Source organism: Mycobacterium sp. AZCC_0083 (assembly GCF_014202335.1).
Taxonomy (GTDB): Bacteria; Actinomycetota; Actinomycetes; order Mycobacteriales; family Mycobacteriaceae; genus Mycobacterium.
This window is the reverse complement of record NZ_JACHGP010000022.1, coordinates 41533-63539: the sequence shown is the minus strand read 5'-3', so window position 1 is coordinate 63539 and position 22007 is coordinate 41533. Positions and strand designations below refer to the sequence as shown.

The 22007-nt window shown below is 66.0% G+C and carries 3 protein-coding genes and 1 pseudogene; 3 read left to right on the top strand and 1 reads right to left on the bottom strand.

The features are described from left to right. The first annotated feature begins 4 nt into the window (after window positions 1-4). The 3 genes from HNP02_RS43910 to HNP02_RS36985 are packed head-to-tail and all read left to right on the top strand — an operon-like array spanning window position 5 to window position 20288. Window positions 5-19570: an NUDIX domain-containing protein gene (locus HNP02_RS43910; RefSeq protein WP_184445636.1), complete on the top strand. Its 19566-nt coding sequence runs from the start codon at window positions 5-7 to the stop codon at window positions 19568-19570. A gap of 20 nt (window positions 19571-19590) precedes the next feature. Beyond that, the gene (locus tag HNP02_RS36990) at window positions 19591-20010 is read left to right on the top strand and encodes a hypothetical protein (RefSeq protein ID WP_184445635.1); all 420 of its coding nucleotides are present in this window, start codon (window positions 19591-19593) and stop codon (window positions 20008-20010) included. Then, entirely contained in the window at window positions 20010-20288 is a 279-nt protein-coding gene (locus tag HNP02_RS36985) for a hypothetical protein (protein ID WP_184445634.1), read from the top strand. Before HNP02_RS36990 ends, HNP02_RS36985 begins: the two co-directional genes overlap by 1 nt. 101 nt (window positions 20289-20389) lie before the next feature. Here HNP02_RS36985 and HNP02_RS43905 read toward each other — a convergent pair. Further along, window positions 20390-21724, bottom strand: a pseudogene (locus tag HNP02_RS43905) (AAA family ATPase); the annotation flags it as partial. Between the last annotated feature and the right edge of the window lie 283 nt (window positions 21725-22007).

The following is a 22007-nucleotide window of genomic DNA, read 5'->3' as shown; positions in this document are numbered from 1 at the left end:
GTCTGTGAGTATTGAGTTGCCGGCGGGTTTGCGCTGGGTGGCGGTGTTGACCGGCACCAAGTGGCCCGATGGCGATGAGGACGCGATGTTTCGCATCGCAGAGTACTGGTATCGCGCGGCCAAGAACGTGCAGGGCACCATCGCCGATATGGCCAGGGTGCGCGCGGAGACGATGGCGGTGCTCTCGGGGGATACCGCGGTGGCCGCCGAGCAGCAGCTCCGCATGCTTTTCGATGGCGATTACTCGATGGACAAACTCGCCGATGCGATGCACGCGTTGGGTGATCTGGTGCATGCCGCGGGTGCGCAGTTGGAGAACACCAAACTGCAGATCGTGTCCACGCTGGCGATCACCGGGGCCGAGATTGCGTGGGCGTTGGTGTCGGCGTCGTGGACTCTTGGGGCGACGCTGAGTTGGGTGGCGTTCTTCGAAGCGTTGGCCAACCTCTCGGTGAGGAAGCTCTTGGAGATCTTGGCGGAGCGGCTGCGCACGGCGCTGGCCTCGGTGTCCACCCGCACCGGAGTCAAGCAGTTGATCAAGCACGGGGGCCAGGAGGCGATCGAGGAGGCCCTCACCTCGCTGGGCCAGGAGCTGGGCATCGAGAAATATCAGGCCGGCCAACACCACATCACCGGGGTCAACGCGAAACAAGTCATCATCAGCGGTGGTAGCGGCGCGTTGGGCGGGGGGGCGGCCGGCGGCGCGCACCGACCCGTGTCCGAAGTGCTGGGCGAGTCCAACACCCTCGTGGGTAAGGCCCTCAAGGGGGCGTTGAGCCATTACGGGCTGGGGGTGATCGGCAACCTGGCCGGCTCGGTGACCGGCGGGCAGATCACCGGTCTGTCGCTGTTCGGGGGTGCCTCCAGCGGTGCGATCAGCGGATCGATCCACGGCACCGGCGGGCACGGCGCAACCCATCCCGCAGACCATCCCGCCACCGCCGGCACCGCACCCGACATCCACCCGACCGGGCCATCGACAGCACCCGACAGCGACATCAAAACCACCGGCCCCGACCCCACCACCGGCACACCCGGCGGCCCACCACCACCACACACCACCAACACGCCACCACCATCACCGGCACCATCACCGGCACCATCACCGGCACCGGCACCGGTGATCAACGGTGCAGCGCCGAGACCGCACCCACCCGGCGGACACACCGATACCGCGGTGATCACCACCCCCAGCCCCACCCCCGCCGGGCCGGCAACAACCACCACCACCACCAACACCACACCCACCAACACCACACCCACCACCACCGCACCCACCGGCACCGGCAACCGCCCGGCCACCACCCACCAAGCCGACCCCAACAACCCCACCGCAACCCCGGCTTCATCGGTCACCCACGATGGCCCACAGGCACACCCGCCAGCCACGACACCGTCGACCACCACCAAGGCCTCGCCCACCCAGTCCAGCGCAGCGGGTACCCACGGCACCGCCACCGCCGACAACCAGCCCACACCAGTCGACCAGCCAACCGCAGCATCACCAACGCCCACCGCGCCGACAACGCCCACGGCATCGGCAGGTAGTGGGCCGCACGGTGATACGGTCACCAGCCCGCCCACCCACACGTCTGGGACCCAGACCACCCACCCGACATCGGCGCCGCAGCCGCCGACCGGTACCCCGGGCACCGATACCGCCGACGCCGCGCCCCAGTGGGCCACCGATACCGCGGCGGTCCCGCCGGGATCACCCGAAACCGCCGTGAGCGCCCCAGCCCAGCACGACGGTGCCGAATGGTCGAACTGGCCGCCGCCGATCTACACAGAGACCGACCCGATGCTGCCCCCTACCAATGGTTCAAACCCGTCGCCCACCCTGTCGCCGGACCAGCGGTTTAAGCCACCCCCGCCCTACGCCCCACGCCCGCTGGACAATTCAGCGAAAACGTTCTCCTGGCGTGAGCAGCCCCCGCCCTACCCCGCACCCGATACCCGCGGCTCACAAGAATCCGGTGATGACAACCACGCCCCGGCGCCACAACCGGGCGCGGAGCTCTCGTCGCAGCCTGTCCGCAGAGTGGTGCGTGGTGTGCCGGTCGCTGCGCCGGCCGGCCCGCCGCCCAGCGGGGAAGACCGACTGTCACCAGCCGAGGATCGGGTGCAGGCGCTCGATGGTGACCTAGGCCCATCGGGTCCGTCCCCCACGCCGGGGGTAACTCGACCACTACCCACACCACCTACCGACAAGCCGGTGCTGGCCGCTATACCGCACGCCCACACCACCATCGAACAGATCAATACCTGGATCGGCGATATCAACCACGACGGCGACCCCACCACACCTGTGCGCGGTCAGCGGCTGGTCAACTGCGGACCCACCACCATGGCGGTGTTTCACCGACTGTCGGGCACCCCCACCACCACCAGAGCCCACCTGGGCGAGATGACGCCCGACGACCTCGGCGAAGCCACCGGCCTGGCCCTGACGCCCACCACCTCCAACGGCATTCAGGCACGCCTCAAAGACGAGGGACTCGGCGCCCACACCATCGTCGTGGCCCGCTACCGCGATGGCACCCAACACGCCTTCAACGCCTACTACGACCGCCACCACGACCAGGTCTACGCCCTCGACGGACAACTCGGAAAAGCCACGGACTGGCCACCCACCATCGACCGCCCCGACAACCCCGTCGACACCTGGTTCATGGGCACCCCAATCCACGCCGACCCCACCATCTTCCAGCGCGCCCACCCCACCCCCACCCCGCAACGCTCACAACTACACGCATCGCCGACATCGCCAGAGTCTGATGACGACACCACCCCACCATCCGTGCACGCACACGACCACGCCTCCCGATCGCCGGACTCGCTGAATTCACTGCGGGCGTTGCCAGGCAGTCCGGTCACGCCTCTCGGTGAAATCGACGGTTCTGGCGCTTTCCCGTCGACACTTGGGGAACGCGGGCCGCAGTCACCGCCGATTCACGATGACCGCGACCACGTCTCGGTCATCGCCCCGATCGACCGGCCTGCACCCGACCCAAATACCTTCGGGGCCACAGGACGTATCGTCGACCCCCACGACGTCCACGTTCATCAGACCTCGGTTGTCTCGCAGCCGGACGCGTCGTCCCATGGCGACGGCGACGGCGACGGCCATGTAAAGGCCGATGACGGCGCCGTGTACTGGGGTCGGTACGGCGCGGCCGGATTGTTGCTGCGCGCGCCGGGACCCGACGGTCGCCCAACGGTGCTGCTGCAGCTCCGGGCGGAGTGGACTGATGACGGTGGCACGTGGGGGCTTCCCGGCGGTGCACGCAACAGCCATGAAACCGCCGAGGAGGCGGCCGCTCGTGAGGCGCGCGAGGAGACTGGGCTGCACGCGGATCAGTTCACCGTCCGCGACGCCGCCGTGACCGCCACCGCCAGCGGCATTGACTGGACTTACACCACCGTGATCGCCGATGCGCCGTGGCTTCTGCCGACGGTTAGCAATGACGAGAGTTCGCAGTTGCGCTGGGTCGCGTTGGACGAGGTGGTCGACCTGCCTCTGCACCCGGGGTTGGCCGCGAGCTGGGACCGGTTACGGGAAGTGATGGACAGGACCCCGCTCCCGCCGACGCGGCCGAGCGCCCAACTCGACCCCAGCGTCGATCTCGCCGACGTCATCGACGTCTATCCCAGCGGTAGTCCTACCGGCGGTCCAATCTTCCGCAGTGACAATGATGTCCTCTACCGCGATGACACTCGTCCGCCGGAGATCATCTTCGAGCAGGGATTCGCTCCGGTGGAGCCAGCTGGACTTCTCAACCCGGAGAGCGCTTTCGTCTCCACCACCCGCAAACCCGATCTGAATTTCCTTGGGCCGTCTGAACCCGGTGCGCCGGTTTACCGCTACACCATCGATGCGCCCGGTGGCGTGGATGTCAACGCGACGGGAGGACTTGGCCGCCTTGATTACCAGCAGGAGATTGCGTTCCCGGGTGGGATCAGGCGGGAGAACATCGTCGCAGCTGAAGAGGTTCTGCCCCCGCAGGGCGAACTCGACGGAGATGGTCAGCCCGCTCCGCTTACTTTCGGAGACTTCCATGAGAACCCGAATTTCGACCCGCAAATGCCCAATGCCGCCCGGGGTCCGTCGCGGCCTCCCGTCGATGACTCGGGTGCTTCCTCGTGGCGGCCTGGCAGCCCCATCACGTTCTCGCCGCTTGGCGGCGGTGGTTCGCGGCCTGCCGATGGTGAGTCAAGTCGGTCTGAGCCTGGGCGTGGTGGCGGTCAGCCGAAGGGTTCGGAGAGTAACGACCGTTTCGGATCGCCATCAACCGCCGCGCTATCTTCTGCAGCAGAGTCTGGGGCGCTTGGGTTCCGGAGTCCTGGCGGCGGGGCCGGTGGAACCGAGCCGGCTCCGGTGGTGGCGCCGGCCAGTGGTCGCGCTACCACGGGTGACGACGATGGTCATCATTTCCCGCCCCGGGCGGCACATGCCGAGGTGTCACGGACGGTGGGTCTTGCGCATACCCATATCGCCGTCAACCCCGTGACTCAGGACTCAGGGCCGACCACGAACGACCGACAGTCGATGGACGCCGCCGAAGACATTGCTGCACAGGGTTTGTCGGTCGGTGATGGGTCTGTTCGGCTCGGTGCTGGGTTGAATGTCGTTGCGACACCGAAGGCTTTGGCTGGGGTTATCGATGAGATCGCGGGTCTGCGGCAGGTGGTGGCTGGTGAGGATGTGGGTCTTGATCCGGCTGCGTGCACGGTGCTGCTCGGTAAGGCGGTGCGGGCGTTGCATCCGGGTCGGTTCGCCGCGATGGCGGGCGCTAGTGGCACGGTGGATGATTCGGTGCTCGATGGGCGTGCGGTCAGTGCGCTGATCGGTGGCGCCACGCCGGTGGGGGTGACGTCGTGGGCGGAGGTGCAGCATCGGTTGCATGAGGCGGCCGCCAAGCCCGAGGCCGCCGGGTCGCAGCGGGGTCATACCGCGTTGGTGTTGGTTCATCGGGCCAACGGGTTGGGGCATGCTCTGGGGGCGCATCGTTTCACCAGTGGGGAGATCGCCTACTTCGATTTGCATGCTGCGCCGGAGCAGCGAGTGCTCACCCGGCCGCCGGACGTGAACCTGGCGCGGGCGTCGGTGGTCATCGTCGACGGCGCTGGTCGCGAAGTGGTCCAACCCCCGGCGGCGGGAACGTCGATAGTGGATGCGCTCATCGACCCACCCGAGGATCGGCGCTACGGTCGAGGCGGCCTTGAAGCCGAATACCACGGCGGCTACCTACAATTCCCTCCACACCTATTCGATCCGGACCGGGGCGACTCGCCGGAGGTCCTTGGTCAACGCGTGCCGTGGGTGGCGAAAAATGAGGGGTATGGGCTCACGGTGGTGCTCGACCACGGGCCCTTCCATCTGCAACACGACGGCCGTGTGGCGACGTTGGGGCAGGCGACCGGCCCCGTCAAGCAGAGGATTGGCCGCCCGATCCTGGAGTTCAAGACCGAACAGCCGGTGGCAGAGTTGCGCAACGACCCGCGCACGAACACTACCGAGGCGTTAAACGTCATTCAGCGCACCACCAGTGCCCTTGACAGGATCGACCGCCTAGTGGGCGGTGGCGGAAGTTTCACTCAGGGTCGCAAGCTCGCAGAAATCCTCCCAGCAGCCGACGGATGGACACTGCACCCCAACGCAACTGACGTGTGGTTCGTTCCGGCCATGTTTGGGGAGTCCGGGACGTTGTCGCTGCATCACACCAAGGGGGTACCACTCGGGGCAGTCGCGCAGTTCATGCGCGATATCGACGCGCGCATCTGGGTTCCCTCGCACCAGGGATCTCACCGCGACGGCCAGGAATTCGCGGAGCAGGTCGTTAGTCGGTTCAGATCCAGCGGAGGGAGCGCCCATGACCCGGTACACCCAGACGAGCCACCCTCCGAAGCTGAGCTACGTGATCTGTTGGGAGCGATGTGGTTGACCTATATGCATGTCGCCGGGCTGGCGATGGCCACAACGGAGGCGATCTCGGTCGGCGGTAAGAAGTACAGCGCGGTGGCGATGCGACAGAGTCTGCGCAGCCTGCGCGGCGAGTTGTCGCCGCGGACCCGGGACTTCCTGCACAGCAATGCCGAGTGGATCCGGGGAGCTTTCGAAGATCGCTATCTGTCCCAGGCCATTTTTTTCAGCGCGTCTTACGTCGAAGCGCGCAACTTCGCCGCTGCAATCCATGAGTCGACGGCGCCGTTTTACTCCATGCCGCCACGGCTGCCCGAGGACGACGAGATCCGGCCGTTGCAGGCAGTGCGTTACGCGGCCCGGAATGAGTCCCACGGCCGCCACACTCTCAAGGTCGGGGACTACCTGGACACGATGCTGCTGAACGAACCCGCGGTCACCGTCAATCAGCAGGAGGCGTTCGGTGTGCGCACGTATTTCGACGATTTGGATCGTGACCGGGGGCCCGATGAGCGGGGCCTGCTGTTGTTGGAGCTGCGCACCGTCGGGCAGCGTCTCATCCCGCCCGAGCAGATCGGACCGCAGTACGCCGAGCTGACCAGCGTCGTACAGGCGGCGGTGACCGAGGTCGAGCCGGCTACGGTGTCGGGATCGGGTGGGCCGTCGGGCAATCGGGTGTTCGTGGCCGATGGGCGAATGTCGGCGCCGCCGGTGGATCCAACGTCGGCCGCTGGTATTGATCGTGACGCGGAGAGATCGACGGGTGACAGATCGCGTTCTGATTCCGATGTGAACCATGGTCTGTGGCGACCGGGTGAGGCCGGGTCACCGTTGTCGGCTTCGCAAAGTGTTCCAACGGGATCGCGGTCGTCGGCCGATGAGGTCACCCAGTTTGGGGCCGATGGGGTGCCGAGTCCTGGCGGCGGGGCCGGTGCAACCGAGGCTCGACGCGGTGGCGAGGGGCAGCCGGGTCAAGGCACGGTGGTGGTGGAGGCTGTGGCGCAGCATTCGGCGCCCGGTGTGGGGTTGTTGCCGCCGCCGCACGGTCTTATGCAGTTTCTTGCTGGATTGCGCGGTGCGGGTGCGGGGCCGGTGCGCGCCGGGTCGGGTCAGGTGCCGGTTGGGGAATCGTCTGGTCGGCACCCTGCGGTTTCGGGGCCGCCCCGGATAGAGATCGACAGGTCTGAAGTGCCGATCACCCAGACCACGATCGCCGAGATCAAGGGCTGGATCAAGGGGGTCAACCGCGGCCACGACACACACCGTCAATGGTTGAGGGCCTTGACTGGATCACGATCGTCGGACCAGGCCGATGAGCGGTCCGCCAACTGTTTGTACTGCACGTTGGCGGTGTTTGACCGGTTGTCGGGTCGGGCGACGTTCCGGGTGGCCCCACCGTTGGCGGTGACAGACGGCGGTCAGCCGGCCGACATCTCGCAGGCGCTGGGTCTGTCGTTTTACGACCTCTCCGCGAAGGACATTGAGAATGTTTTGATCCAGCAGGGGCGGGGTGCCTTCACGGTGGTCGCCGGTTATCGTCGCGCCGATGCATCCGACCCGCATGGGTTCACGTCGGGCCATGTTCTGGTCGTGTTCTACGACGACACGGGGGTGCACTCCCTGGACGGGCAAGAAGGAACGGTGTCGCCCTGGCCGCCCATCGGCCGTGATGACGGTTCAGTGGTCTGGACCATGTTCGGGGTGTCCCCGCAGACACCGGCACTGCCGTCCCCCAACATCGGCCACGCACAAAACCAGCAGAACCCAAATGACTTGTGGCCGCCGCTGAATCGGTTTGTTTTTCCGGCGCCGGGTCCATATCCCGGTGCCGCGTCGAGCGGTGCAGCAGCCGGGCCGTCTGCTGCACCGCCCGCGGATCAGAGCGGGTCAGCGTCGTCGGCTCGGTCTTCGCGGGCCCAAAGTGGGTTGCCGGTGAGTACGGCTAGTCGGTCTGGTGATGTGGGATCGCCGCACGACGATGGTGAGTCCGACCGGACCGAGCGTGGGCCGGGTCACGAGCAGCGGGATGCAGACTCATTGTGGGTAGAGGCAGTACCGCAGTATTCAGCGTCCCAGCTCACACCACCGACCGGTCTGAAGAACCTGAGGGAACCGCTCAGCGATGTCGGCCACAGCGCTGCCGATCAGGCACCGACCGCATCATCCGGCAGGTCGGCCGTTGCCCCGCCGGTCATGCTCGGCGATTCGAATAGCGCGTCCGATATGTCGGCCCACAACCGTGCTGTCGCAGATTGGTTGGACGACATCGGTCATGAAGAGCGTCCGAATGTCTCACGCGGTCATGCGATTCCACTCAACGAAGCTCTGGACGAGGAACACTGGTGGAGGCTCTACATCGACCCGCGTCATCACGCTGATGCGATCGCGCGGAGCCAATGGGGCGCCTTGTACGACACTCAGAGATCTCCTGGGTACCAGCAGGACATGCTCAACGCGTTTCAGTCGGTGTTGAATGATCCAGCTGCGCTGCGCAAGCCAGTGGACTGGAACGAGTACCTCCGCATGCATGAGTTGGTGACGGACATCGCGCGTCAGTCACCGGGAGAGAGCGATTTCGCCATTTCTGGCACCGCGGGAACACACACCGGTCATGAACTAGCCAGTATGTGGCCAGCACATGACCTACTGGCTGAAGACGTCAACGGGCATCCGCTAGTGACGGAGCGTCAGCTCGAAGATGTTCCAGCCGACCTTCGTGACAACGCAATCGTGACGCTACCCCCGCCAGGGTCTCACCAAATATTGAGAACTGAGTACAGCGCCGACCGCGTACCGGCCATGGTGGGTGCGGCATTTGCTCGGTACTACGACGAGCAAAACCAGGCACAAAACGAGCGCGCGCGGCTACGAGCAATCGCCCGAGTCGTGCGCACGCTACACGTGATGCACCCGTTCGTCGACGGAAATCAACGCCGCAACGTTTGGTTGCTTCTGCCGAGACTATTGCTGGCCAACGGATTCAAACCGGTCCTCGTGCCGGCGATGTCCCACATGTTCTCTGGTGGCTTCTCGCTCGACCAGATTGCGACGGCATTGCGATGGGGTCAGGACCGTGACCCGACGATCGGGTTGGACGATGCTCAGGAACACGGCGGCGGCCTCACGGACTCTGACGACTCCGACTACGGCGAAATGTTGGCCTTTGCGCGCCCGGATTCAGACGACGACGCGGAAACACAGGCGGCCCGGTTAAGCGAGGAATCGAACTCCGGTGGTACGCCTGACCGGGCGGTACATGAGCCGTTACATGATGCCGAGGGCGGCCCGAGCCAGCCGGGTCGGCTTGACGGGTCGAAACCGGACACATTGGTGGTGGACGCTATAGCGCAGCACTCGACGTCCCAACTCCCCGCGCCGACCGGCCCGAAGAAATCGCTCAGCGATGTCGGCCAGAGCGCCACCGATCACACACCGACCGCATCGCGGCCGAGGCGCGGGGGAATGGGCAGCGATGCACTGCTCCAAAGGCTGACAAACCAAGCACAAATGATCCAGCACGCTCGTGAGCAGTCCGGTCGGCACGCGGTGGCCGAGGAGCGGTTTGGTCCAGATCCGTTCGGGCTACGGGATCTCGCTCCGGCTCCGACTCTTCTGCGTGACGTGCGCCTAGCCGAGCTTCCCACCGAGCTGCTCGGGAGCTACTTCCGTGCGCTGGACCTGGCCGGGACGGAGGCGAACGCAGCCCACGCGACGGAGGAGATTTGGGCCGAGCTGGCACCCTCTCAACGGGACTGGTGGTGGCCAGGCAGCCGACCCAGCGGTTCTCAGCCTCTGCCGGCTCTGCCGACGCGGTTCGAGATGCCGAAGATCTTCCACACCATCTGGCTGGGCGGCCCCATAACCGATCACCGGCCGGAGACCGACCTGGTTCGCCGCAACCTGGAGGCGCTCAGCAGGAAAGCGCAAGCGGAACGGATGCGGGTAGTCCTCTGGACCGACGTCCCCCGCGACCAGTTCCGGCAGACCACCGGTGATGCCGCCGAAATGCGCGCATGGGCGCGCGAGCACAGCATCATCCTGCTCAATCCCGATGAGGTGTTTCACGCCGATGAACCGATGAGCCTGGCCGTGGAGTACCGGTTGGAGACTTCCAAAGGAAATGCCGTCGGCTACACCGCGGCCAGCGACATCCTGCGCTTGGAGGTTCTGCACCGCTTCGGTGGCATCTACACCGATCATGACAACATGGTGCACAGCCTGGATGGCTTGCGGGATCTGCTGCGCGCGCCTGGTTTCGCCGTGCACGCCGATCTTCCCGACCTGGCCAATTCCGGTCTGCTTGGGGCGCGAAACCACCCCTTCATCAAGCAGTACCTCGAAACAATTGCGTCCAACTACCTGCTCCGGCAGGACCAGCTCGACCCCAGCACCCACATTGTCGGCAATTCACTGGAAGAGCACCACGCCCATTACATCCAGGACGGTGAACGGTCCTACCGGCGTCGTTCGATCATGGAGCGCAGCGGCCCGGTCAACCTCGGTTCGGTTGCCGAGGCGCTGGGTCTGCCTAACCAGCTGATACCACGTATCCCATCGGATCGACTGGGAGTGGGAACCGCAGGCACCTGGCTGAGTACCACGCCTCGGCGATACGCGCCGGAGCAGACGATAAGTGTGCTGCAGCATGCCATCAGCGGCCTGATCCGGGACCTGCGCAACCGACACGGTGATCTCAATCTGGCTGCAGTGGCGCCGCTCATCGAGGGCCTGCCCGATCCCGCCGCCGGCTGGGAAGCCGTGGTCCGCTACATCCACAGCGTGCCGGCGCTTCGCCTGCAGGTGCAGACGGTTACCTATTCGTACCTGCAGCGCCCCGATGAACCGGGTCTGTTCGCTCCCGTCCAGCTCCATGAGGTTGTGCTGCCCCAATCCGTGCTGGACGTGTTCGGACTTCCGCCCCACGGACATGCGCAGGAGGTGCCGGGGGTCTGGCGCCGGGCATCGTTCGGCGCACAAGTTCAATCCGGCAACTGGTCGTATTTGACCGTCGACTTCGACTCCCGCCAGCGCAGCCTGGCTTCTGTAACGCCGGGCCTGAAAGCGGTAGCCGAGCACCTTTCCGGCCTCGGAAACGCCTGGAGCCACGTCGAAGTGTGGGTAGAGGGTGGTGGCGCCCGGCCTTGGAGCAGCGCCGGCAGGGACAGGGCCGCCTCGGTGCGGCAGCACCTCATCAACCTGACCCGTGATTCTACGGTGACATGGAATGAGCCGACCAACCGTCGGACCGGTGCGACCGCCGCGCCCGTGCCGGGGGGAAACGAGCGACCTCAGCAGGTCATGATCTGGTGGAGAGCCACGCCGACGCCCGCAGCGTTGGAAGACACTGTGTCCGAGATGTCATTCGGCGCGAACCCCGATGTGCACAGTGTGGTACCTGCGCAGCTCGAGGCGGTGGATCAGGGCCCTGAGCGGGGGGAGCGACGGCCGGGACTGGCTAGGTCGGCGCGTGGTTATTCCGGTGAGTCGTCCGTGGCTACTGGTAGCTCGATCGACGAGTTGTCGGCGGCCGGCCTCGGAAATCAGGGATCGGAACCGTCGGCGGAGTCCGGGTCGCCCGAACCGGAGTCACAGTCGGACCCGACCGGATCGCGGGGGTCGGAACACATCGTCGCCGACAGTGGACGGACCTTCCCAACCGAGCCGCTGCCGCCGCGTGCGGTGCCGGAACATGTCTCCCCCGGCATGGATCCCAGCGCGGGGAAGTCGACGGGTGCGCAGACGCTCCCTACGGATGAGCCGGTCAGCCAGCTGGTTTCGGATGGCGACGCTGACGGGCCGACGCCAGCACCGCGGTCTCAGCCGATCCCCGACGATGCGGCGTCCGCACCGCCCGAGCCGCACCACTCGGAGGACTCGGCTCCGACTCGGTCTGATGGCACGGTGCCTCTTCGGGTGCCCGCCGATGGGTGGTGCTTGTTGTATTCGGTTTTGGCGAGTACCCCACCGGATCATTGGCCTGCCGGCCTGGGCGAACCGGTGGTGGACGCGCGCGCCACGCACACCGCGGTCCTGGAGCAGCTCCGGCAGCCTCGTGAACCTGGTCCCATCGATGAGGAAACCCCGCTGTATCGGTCTGCGGATGCGCTGCGTCGGATGGTCCTGCGGATGGTGAGCGACGCCGCGCCCGAGGCCCTGCCCTTGGGTGTGAGGGAGCACTACCGGCGCAGCGCAGGCCGGATGCGGCGGCTGCTGGGCACTGACCTGGACCGAGCGTCTGACGATGAGCTGCGTGTGCGGCTGAGCAGTCTCGGGGTCGAAACCGTGCAGTCGTCGCATTGGCTGCAACCGGAGGTGTTACGCGCGCAGTACATCCAGGCACGTACCCGACACCTCGTGAATCCGCCGGATGGGCCGGGCATCTCCGAGGTGGCCGCGCGGGCACGGGCGGTATCCGAGGTGGAACAGAGAGTCAATGAACGAACGGGCGCCCTGGTGCTCACGGACGACGCACTCGGGATACAGGGGCAGTTCGATTACTTGCGTGGCCGTGACGTGAACCTGCCACTGAACCTCATCGAGACCCAGGGCCTGCGGGACGCCTACGCCGAGACGATGGCTGAGCGAGAGCTGGACTGGGACGAATGCCGGGAGCTGGCTGATGGGCTGGCCGAGCGGCTGAGCACGTGGCGGCCGGGCACCGCCGCCTGGAACACCGAGGAGGGGGAGATGTTCCCTGCCTTGGTGGCACACGCCCTGGACTTGGAGCTGCGGCTGCGGAGCCCCAATTTTGACGCTGCCACTGTCGTCGGACCGGCGGGCACCGGCCGCTCGGTCGATGTGCTCTACAACGGTAACGACCACTACGACGCCATTCAGGTGCGGGAACAAGAACACCAGCATGGCCAACCGGTCGGGTTGGATGCTGGGCAGTTGGATGACAGGTTCGGCGATGCGGTCGCGCCGAAGACCGTGAAGACGACCGAAAAAGACGACCAAGACCAGGTGCGGCTGGCCTTGCACCCCTCCGATGCCAGTGTCGCCCTAACAACGCCCCACACAGGCGACGCGCGACACAGGGTTGACAACGAAAGTGTCTCGCACACAACAGATGCCGATGGCAGCCGACCCGAGCCGGAACACGTGGATCTCGGCTCGGCGAGCCGCCAATCTATAGACCAAGATTCCAGACGTGTCGACGGTGGCGACATCAATGTCCGTGACATCTCAGATCGTGTTGCGGTGGAGTCTGTGCGGGCGAATGTCTCGACTGATTCGTTCGAGACCGGTGACTTTCACTCCGTTGAGAGCGGGCATTCCGGCCGTGGGGCTGACAACACGCGACCTGAGACTCCAGACCAGACAACGCAGGTGGCACCAGCATCGGCTTCTGATCTCGGGCGCGCCGAGGCCCAGGCGCCGGAATCGATTGCGCGGTTCCCGGGCACTCTCGCCGGAATGGCCGAGGTGGCCAAGGTGTCGCGTGAACGCAAAATCGACACGGCGGCTATCGCGGCGCTGGTCAATAAGCGCCGCTATGGGCCCCGTGCTGTGCAAGCCGGTCAGGGAGCCACCAGTCACGCCGAGGTGGTCAAGGCCTTCAACGACGACGACCTCACGAGCTTTATGCGGGCTGCGGGTCTAAACCAACACGACATCGACCAATTGGAATCGACCAGCTACAAGTCCGGCTCGGTCTACCCGAGCGCAACGTTGCTGGGTACCGTCCTGCAATACCTCGCCGCGCCCCTCATCGGTCTCACGCACGGTTCGTCTGCCACGTTTTGGGCCAGCCTGGGATTCGTGAGCGCCCAGATCGCCAGCGCCGCAGGACTTCAGCCGGCGGTGATCACACTCTCGGAGCACCTCGCCAAAGGTAACGGCCCGTTCATCGAGGTCGACAAGGGCAAGATCAACTACAAGGTGCGGTTGACCCAGGCCACGCAGGAAGCGCGCGAGGCCAGCACGAGCTACACCGAGCGCGTGGAGGCCTTCAAGCAACTAACCGACGGGTTCGCGGGCCTGACTGCAGACCAGCTGAAGGCTGTCTTGGCGGACATGCAGGCGCCGCAGCGTGATCATCTGCGGCAGGCCAGTACCGCTGTCACTGACGGCAGAGCAATAGTCCACGCCAAGCAGGAGGTGCTCTTCACCGCACAAGGCGGGCTGCAGCGACAGCAGGAAGGCGCATTCTGGCAGATGCCGGTACGAGTGCTCCGATCCCCGATCTCCACGCTGCTGGGTTTACTGTCTGGCGTTTCGCCACAGCTGGCGTCCGCTGCCGGGATGCGGGCACAGACTTTGACGCCCCCTCAGCTGTTCGGGCTGCAAGCCGGGGTCAACATGGCACTGCAGGGCCTCGGTCACGGTGGGGCGGCGCGCGACGAATACAACAAGGTGAAGTTCAAGGCTCAGCTGAACATCATGTATGCCGACCTGCTCAACGAAGCCGGCCACCGGCAATGGTCCAACGGTGAGGAGGTGACCGCTGCCGGTATCGACGAGTCCAAGGTGCGCAAGTTGTTCTCCTCGCCGCCGGAGGCCATCGGCAAGGTGGTGTCCAATCTCTACCGATCCGACCTTAAAAATCTGCGCGGTCCGGAGGCTGACGCCTTGCAGACGGACTTGAACCTGCTCAATGACGGCGCGTTCGACCAGCTGGACCCGAGTCGGCCCATAGCGCAGACCATGCTCGGCGCCAGCGGCCCCTGGGGATGGCTGGACCTGGTCAGGCGCGAAGCGATCAGCAAGTATCAGTGGCCCGAGTTGAAGGCACAATTCGTGCAGCGCTTCAACCAGACTTTTCATGGCGGGGCTTTGGGATCGGGGGTGGCCACCGTGCTGCCCCGCGGGGTGGGCGCCCTCTTCGGCGGAAGCTCGCATCTCGCCAGTCCTGCGATTGGTGGGCTGGCCGCCGCGTCAACAGTCATGGCCGCCGTTGGCGCAGTCTCCCAAGCCAAGAGCACTGTGCAAAAGAACAACAACAAAGAAGTCGAGCCTCCCTATAGCATGAGCAAACAGATCATCGAGGGCACCAGCGCGGGGTACCTCCTGATCAAAGAGAACTTCGAGGCGGCACACGCAGGCCACTCCGCCGCCACAGCCTTGGCCGATCATCAGGGAACAGCCCAACGGGCCCAAAACCTGCTCGACACCCTCAACCAAATCGAGGAAACCAGCCAGCTGTCCCAGCGGCCTCCCCACGAAAATGCCGAGCAGCTCGCCACTCCCACCCCGCCTGCGGAACCGACCGACCCACCGCTATCGAGCGCCGAGCCGCCCACGCACCAGCCCGAACAGACCACCATCGGACAGCACCACGACACGACGTCACCACATACCCCTGCCCAGCCCGACCCGTCCAACGTTGGCACTCCGCCGCCCACGCCAACACCCACCAACGTCCAACCGACCGCCCATGTCGAAGCGGACGTCATCGAACCCTCGCCAACACACCCTGAGCCACCACACGATCAGCCCGCAAAGTCGATAACCACCGCCCCGACATCCGAGCCCACCCAGGACCACCAGCCCCAACGAACCGACACAACACCCCAGCCATCTCCGCAACAATCACCCACCCCGGGCAGCGCCCCGATATCGGTGCAAGACAACATCACGAATGCGGCACCGCCAGGACACCACCCTGCCCTACCCGACCAGCGATCCGACCTATCAACCAGCAACCACAACCCCGACAGAGTCTTCACCAACCTGTCGATGAAGTATGGGACTTCGCAGACGCTCCCGTCGCGCACCGCCCAGGTACTGCCGGAGCCGACACCGCTGACCCCCAGTGATTCTCTTGGTGCGCGACCGTCCGGACCGCAGCCGCGTGGAGACGAACCGGGTTCGGTGCCGTCGGTGTCGTCGCGACCGAATTCGGCTTCGCACCCGTCGGATTCGGGTGTCTCCTCAACGGCGCCTCACGCTGACGATGTGGGTGCTGGGCAGTTGGACCAGGCCGCGCACGCCGTGACGTCGGCGACGACAGCACCGGATGCAGACGCTGATGCCACACCCCGCGCCAGGCAACCGCATGGAGACCAGTCCGTATACGGGAGGGAAGACAACGCCACAGCCCAGGAGGCTGGCCAGCCCCAAGACGACCACCGCGTCGCTGCTGAGGCGGTAGCGCAGATCAACGCTCTCGAACCACCGGCGCCGACCACGCTTGCGGATAGGGGGGAGTCGGAGTCCGGTTTCGGGGCGGATCGACCGTTGCCGCGACGGCTTGACAGTGCACTGGCGGGCGGGACGGTGTTGGGCGACGGAAACCGGACACAGGAGGAACCGCACCCGGCTGCGCCGCCCCGGGGAGTGCAGGCGCAGCGGTCGCGGGAACACCAGGCTGGTCCCGAAGCCGCGGAGACGGCGGCGGTTGGCGTTGCGTTCAACCTCGGCCACGCGGAGTCCAGCTTCGGCTCACGGCACCTTCTGCCCTTCGATGAAGGCGCAAAGTCACTCAATGAGCAGCAGAACGCGCAGGTCTCACGGGTCGCGGCCGACGTCGCCGAACACGCAGCTACCCTCTACCGGCAAGGGCGGCGCAGCGGCCTGGTCCTCCACGCCGAGGGCGGCGGTAACGGCGGGTTGTTCAGCAGAGGGCCGGACGCCGTCGGCGTGTTACGCGCCAATGCCGTCCTGGCCGCCTTAGGCCCGCAGATCAACCGCCAACTTGAGGCACGCGGGATATCCGAGGAGATGGTGACGATCTCCGCGCCAACTTCGCGGGGTTCCAGACTCACGAACGGAATTCCCCAGTCGGGCAAAGCGGCGCGACGCGTCGTCGTGGTCCACATCGAGGACCCGCTCCCAGCCGAGACCTCTCAGCCACTGGACGATGACCCCACCCCAACCGCACCGCCCGTGGTGGAGTCCGAGCCGGTCGATCCGGTGCAGAGGCCCGAGCATGCCACCACTTTCCGCCACGCTGAAGCAGGGCCGCCGGGACCATCTTTGACGGCTCCAAGACGAAATACCGGTACGGCCGGTCTACCCGTCGCGCGGAGCCAGCTCAGTCGGCCGCCCGGCCATGCAGCACAAAGTGAGCAGTTGCGGGAGGCCTTCCGGCACCTCGGCCGCAACGAAACCGCAAGCGTTTTGCCCGAGCCGGGTGCCCATCACGTCGAGGAGATGACCGCTGAACAACTGCACGACCAGTGGGATGACCTCGATCCAGGGCAGCTGAACTCCATGTTGAGCCAGCGGCAGGCACTGCCGCACGGGCCGACGCCAGCACCGCGGTCTCAGCCGATCCCCGACGATGCGGCGTCCGCACCGCCCGAGCCGCACCACTCGGAGGACTCGGCTCCGACTCGGTCTGATGGCACGGTGCCTCTTCGGGTGCCCGCCGATGGGTGGTGCTTGTTGTATTCGGTTTTGGCGAGTACCCCACCGGATCATTGGCCTGCCGGCCTGGGCGAACCGGTGGTGGACGCGCGCGCCACGCACACCGCGGTCCTGGAGCAGCTCCGGCAGCCTCGTGAACCTGGTCCCATCGATGAGGAAACCCCGCTGTATCGGTCTGCGGATGCGCTGCGTCGGATGGTCCTGCGGATGGTGAGCGACGCCGCGCCCGAGGCCCTGCCCTTGGGTGTGAGGGAGCACTACCGGCGCAGCGCAGGCCGGATGCGGCGGCTGCTGGGCACTGACCTGGACCGAGCGTCTGACGATGAGCTGCGTGTGCGGCTGAGCAGTCTCGGGGTCGAAACCGTGCAGTCGTCGCATTGGCTGCAACCGGAGGTGTTACGCGCGCAGTACATCCAGGCACGTACCCGACACCTCGTGAATCCGCCGGATGGGCCGGGCATCTCCGAGGTGGCCGCGCGGGCACGGGCGGTATCCGAGGTGGAACAGAGAGTCAATGAACGAACGGGCGCCCTGGTGCTCACGGACGACGCACTCGGGATACAGGGGCAGTTCGATTACTTGCGTGGCCGTGACGTGAACCTGCCACTGAACCTCATCGAGACCCAGGGCCTGCGGGACGCCTACGCCGAGACGATGGCTGAGCGAGAGCTGGACTGGGACGAATGCCGGGAGCTGGCTGATGGGCTGGCCGAGCGGCTGAGCACGTGGCGGCCGGGCACCGCCGCCTGGAACACCGAGGAGGGGGAGATGTTCCCTGCCTTGGTGGCACACGCCCTGGACTTGGAGCTGCGGCTGCGGAGCCCCAATTTTGACGCTGCCACTGTCGTCGGACCGGCGGGCACCGGCCGCTCGGTCGATGTGCTCTACAACGGTAACGACCACTACGACGCCATTCAGGTGCGGGAACAAGAACACCAGCATGGCCAACCGGTCGGGTTGGATGCTGGGCAGTTGGATGACAGGTTCGGCGATGCGGTCGCGCCGAAGACCGTGAAGACGACCGAAAAAGACGACCAAGACCAGGTGCGGCTCAATCCGCTGTGGTATCGGCTGGAGGATTTCAAGCTGGCCCTACTGGAACGCGAAGGTGTGTGGCTCTACGCGATCGACGAGCGAGGTCAGATCTTCATTGGTAGTGAAGGTGTCTGGTCCCTTGCCGATGCAGGAGAGCGTGATGCCCTCCTCGGGGGGATGCGGCAGCACGACCCCGAACTGACGATGGAGAAGTTGAAGGCCGCGATCAACGATCAGGGCGTTCCCACGGTGGCGGCCGGGTTCGACGAGCGTGGGGCGACCCTGATCGCCCAGGCTCGAGTCGGCGGGGAACTGTTCAAGGATCCGGTGACCGGCCGGTGGACCATCGATGCCTCCAGCCGCTACACCGGACCCGTCGTGCGCCCCGGGGTGGAACCGGCAAAGGTCACCGGGTGGGTGACCAACGCCGCCCAGCAGATGAGCGCGGTGCTCGGGATCGGCATCGACGCTCACGACGCCGAGCATCCCCGGGTAGCCCACGGCGCGTTCGTTGCGGGCACCGCTCACCCGACAACCGATCAGGAATTCGGTCCGCTCGCAGGTCCCAAGAAGGTCAGGGATCAAGAGTTCGACGACACCAACCAGGTACGGCTGAACCCGCTGTGGTACCGGTTGGAGGATTTCAAGCGGGCCCTGCTGCAACACACCGACGCGGTCTGGCATTACACCGTCGACGAGGACGGCCAGATCCTGCTGGGCAGCGACCAGCTCCTGACCATCGCAAAAGAAGACGAACTGCAGAACCTCTTGGCAAACATGCAGGGCAAGCACCGCGGGTTGACCATGGACCAACTCAAGGGATACCTCGACAACCAGGGCCACCCCACGGTCGCGGCCGGATTCGACCAGACCGGGGCCACCCGTCTGCGCCCCGCACGAATCAGCGGGGATCTGTCCTACCGGAACGGCCGCTGGCAGGTCACCGACAAATCCGGCCGCTACATGAGCAACAAGGTCCGCCCCGGCCTCAAGCCCGAGGACGCGCAACGCTGGCTCACCCGGGTAGCCCAGGACATGAGCCGCCAGTTCGGAGTGGACGTCGCGGCCGTGCTCTTCAAGAACGCCGCAACACCCCACCCCGCACCCTCACCCGCCGAACCCCAAGCACCCCAACCACACCAGACCCTCGAGGACAACCCCGCCACTACAGCGGCCCACCAGCATGGCCAACCGGTCGAAGCCGCGCCACGCGAGAACACCACCCGTGCCGGGCGCCGACGACCCGAGGACGGAGTCCGATCCATCCCTCGAGCAGTTGCACCACGCCGGCGCACACCGTGACGCGGGAGCAGATTGGGAGGGTGGCGGATCGATCGTTGCCGGGACGGCTTGACAGTGCACTTGCCGGTGAAAGGGTGTTGGGCGGGGGGCACTGGGCGCAGGACGGTCCACACCCGGCCGCACCAGCCGGGGCAGGGCAGGCGCAGCAGTCGCTGGAACAACGGGCGGGCGCCGGGGCCGCGGGGGCGGCGGCGGACGATGTTGCGTTCAGCCTCGGCCGTGCGGAGCCCAGCTTCGGCTCACCGCTATACCTGCCGCCTTTCGATGAAGGCGCCAAGTCACTCAATGACCGGCAGACTGCACGGGTCTCACGCATCGCGGCCGATGTCGTCGAACACGCAGCCTCCCGGTACGCGCAAGGGCGCAGCGGCCTGGTTCTGCACGCCGAGGGCGGCGGCAACGGCGGGGTGTTCAGCAAGGGGCGGAGGCCGTCGGCCTGATGCGCGCCGACGCCGTCCTCGCCGCCTTGGGGCAGGAGATCAAGCGCCAACTTCGGGCGGGCCAGATACCCGAGGAGATGGTGACGTTCTCCGCACCAACCTCGCGGGGTACCAGGCTCACCAACGGCATTCCCCAGTGGGGCAAGCAGGCCCGACGCGTCGTCGTGTTCACATCGAGGACCCAGCCTCCAGCTGAGACCTCCCAGCCGCTGGACGATGACCCAACTCGCACCTCCCGTGGTGGAGTCCGAGCCGATCGGTCGGGCGTTGGGGGATGACGCGGCGTCGGTCGACCCACCCGATGACAGGCTGCTCGGGCAGGGCGGGGCGATCACATCATCGGTTGGTGATGACGACGTCGAGATGCGCGAAAGACGCCCTAAGCGCGGACGTCCCGTGGTGAGCTGAATCGCCCGAACTTCTCAGACACCGCGCCGGCCAGCTCGAGGTAGGCCTGGACGGTTGCCGGCTTGAGCAAACCGAAGTCGAAATCTGCGCCGGCGGCGAGGTGCCGTTCGTAGGGAATCACGTGAATCGACGCACAGCGCGCCTCGAAGTGTTGGAGGACCTTGTCCAGATTTAGCGTGGCCGAGCCGGGTTGTGCTCCGCTGAGTACCACGTGTGCTTCCCGCGCCAAGTCGGCGCGGCCGTGTCGCACGAGCCAGTCCAGCGTGGCCGAGGCGCTGCGGGCGGCGTCGATGGCCGGTGAGCTCACCAGCACGATCGCGTGAGCCAAATCCAGTACGCCGGCCATTGCCGAGTGCATGATCCCGGTGCCGCAGTCAGTAAGGATGATGTTGTAGTAGTGGTGGAGGATGTCGATGGTGCGCCGATAGTCGGCTTCACCGAAAACCTCCGCCACCGCAGGGTCCTGTTCGCTTGCAATCACTTCCAGCCGGCTGGACGCCATGCGGGTGTGGTTGCGGACATCTGCGTATCGCGCGATGTGCGGATCCCGCAGCAGGTCACGCACGGTAGATGTGGTCGACGTGTCCGGCACGCGTTCGGCGAGGGTGCCTCGGTCCGGATTTGCGTCGACGGCGATTACGCGGTCGGTACGCACCGTCGCGAGTGCGGCGCCCAACCCCAGTGTGGTAGTGGTCTTTCCAACACCGCCCTTGATGGACAGTACCGCGATCCGGAAATCGCCGACGATGGGTCGGCGGATCCGTTCAACCAGCTCGCGGCGTTCACGCTCTTTGCGTGAGACACCTGGGTTAACCCGGCCGCCGGTGACTTTGTACACCATGCGCCGCCATCCGGACTGGGGCGCATGTCGATCGCGGCTCAAGACTTCCGCTTCGTCCAGAGATGGCGTTCCAGGTGTGCGCGGCGCGCTGTAACCGGTCGGCGGTGCTGCCTGCGCCGGCGACCGTGATGACGGTATGAGGTCGCCGCGAGCGAGCTGTTGCGTGGCAACGTGTTCGGGCGGGTGCAGCCACGGCGCGTGGCCCTGCCAGCCCGGCGGTGGCGGCATTCCGGGCGGCCACACCGGAGGCGGCGGTGGGCCTTGCCAACCTGGCATCGGCAGGGGTAACCCGGGCGAGAATCCCGGCGGTGGCCCCGGCGACGGGTCCGCGGGCGGCTCTGCCGGATGGCTTTGTGGTGCTTCATGGTTGGCGGGTGCCGATGCGATGGCCGTCCCCGACTGTTCGGGAACATCCGGCTCCCCGCTGAACACCGTACCCATCGGGGAGGACGGAGCCTGCCACGGCGGCAACGCCATGCGCTGCGCGAAGCGGTGCCGCCCGCCTTTATTGGGTGCTGGATGTTCGTCCGACGCCGCGGGCAGCTGGGGGGCGACGAGCGGTTCCGGGATCTCATCAACGCTGTTCTGGACGGGTTCGCCCCATTGCATCGCAGTGAACTCGATGGTCGCATCGTCGGACGGCCCGTCTGTCTCCGACGTGGATCTCTCATCGCCCGGCGGTGACTGCTGCGCCGGTCGTTGGAACCGTTGCTCAGCCATTAGGGCCATCAGGCGCGCGGCTCTGCCT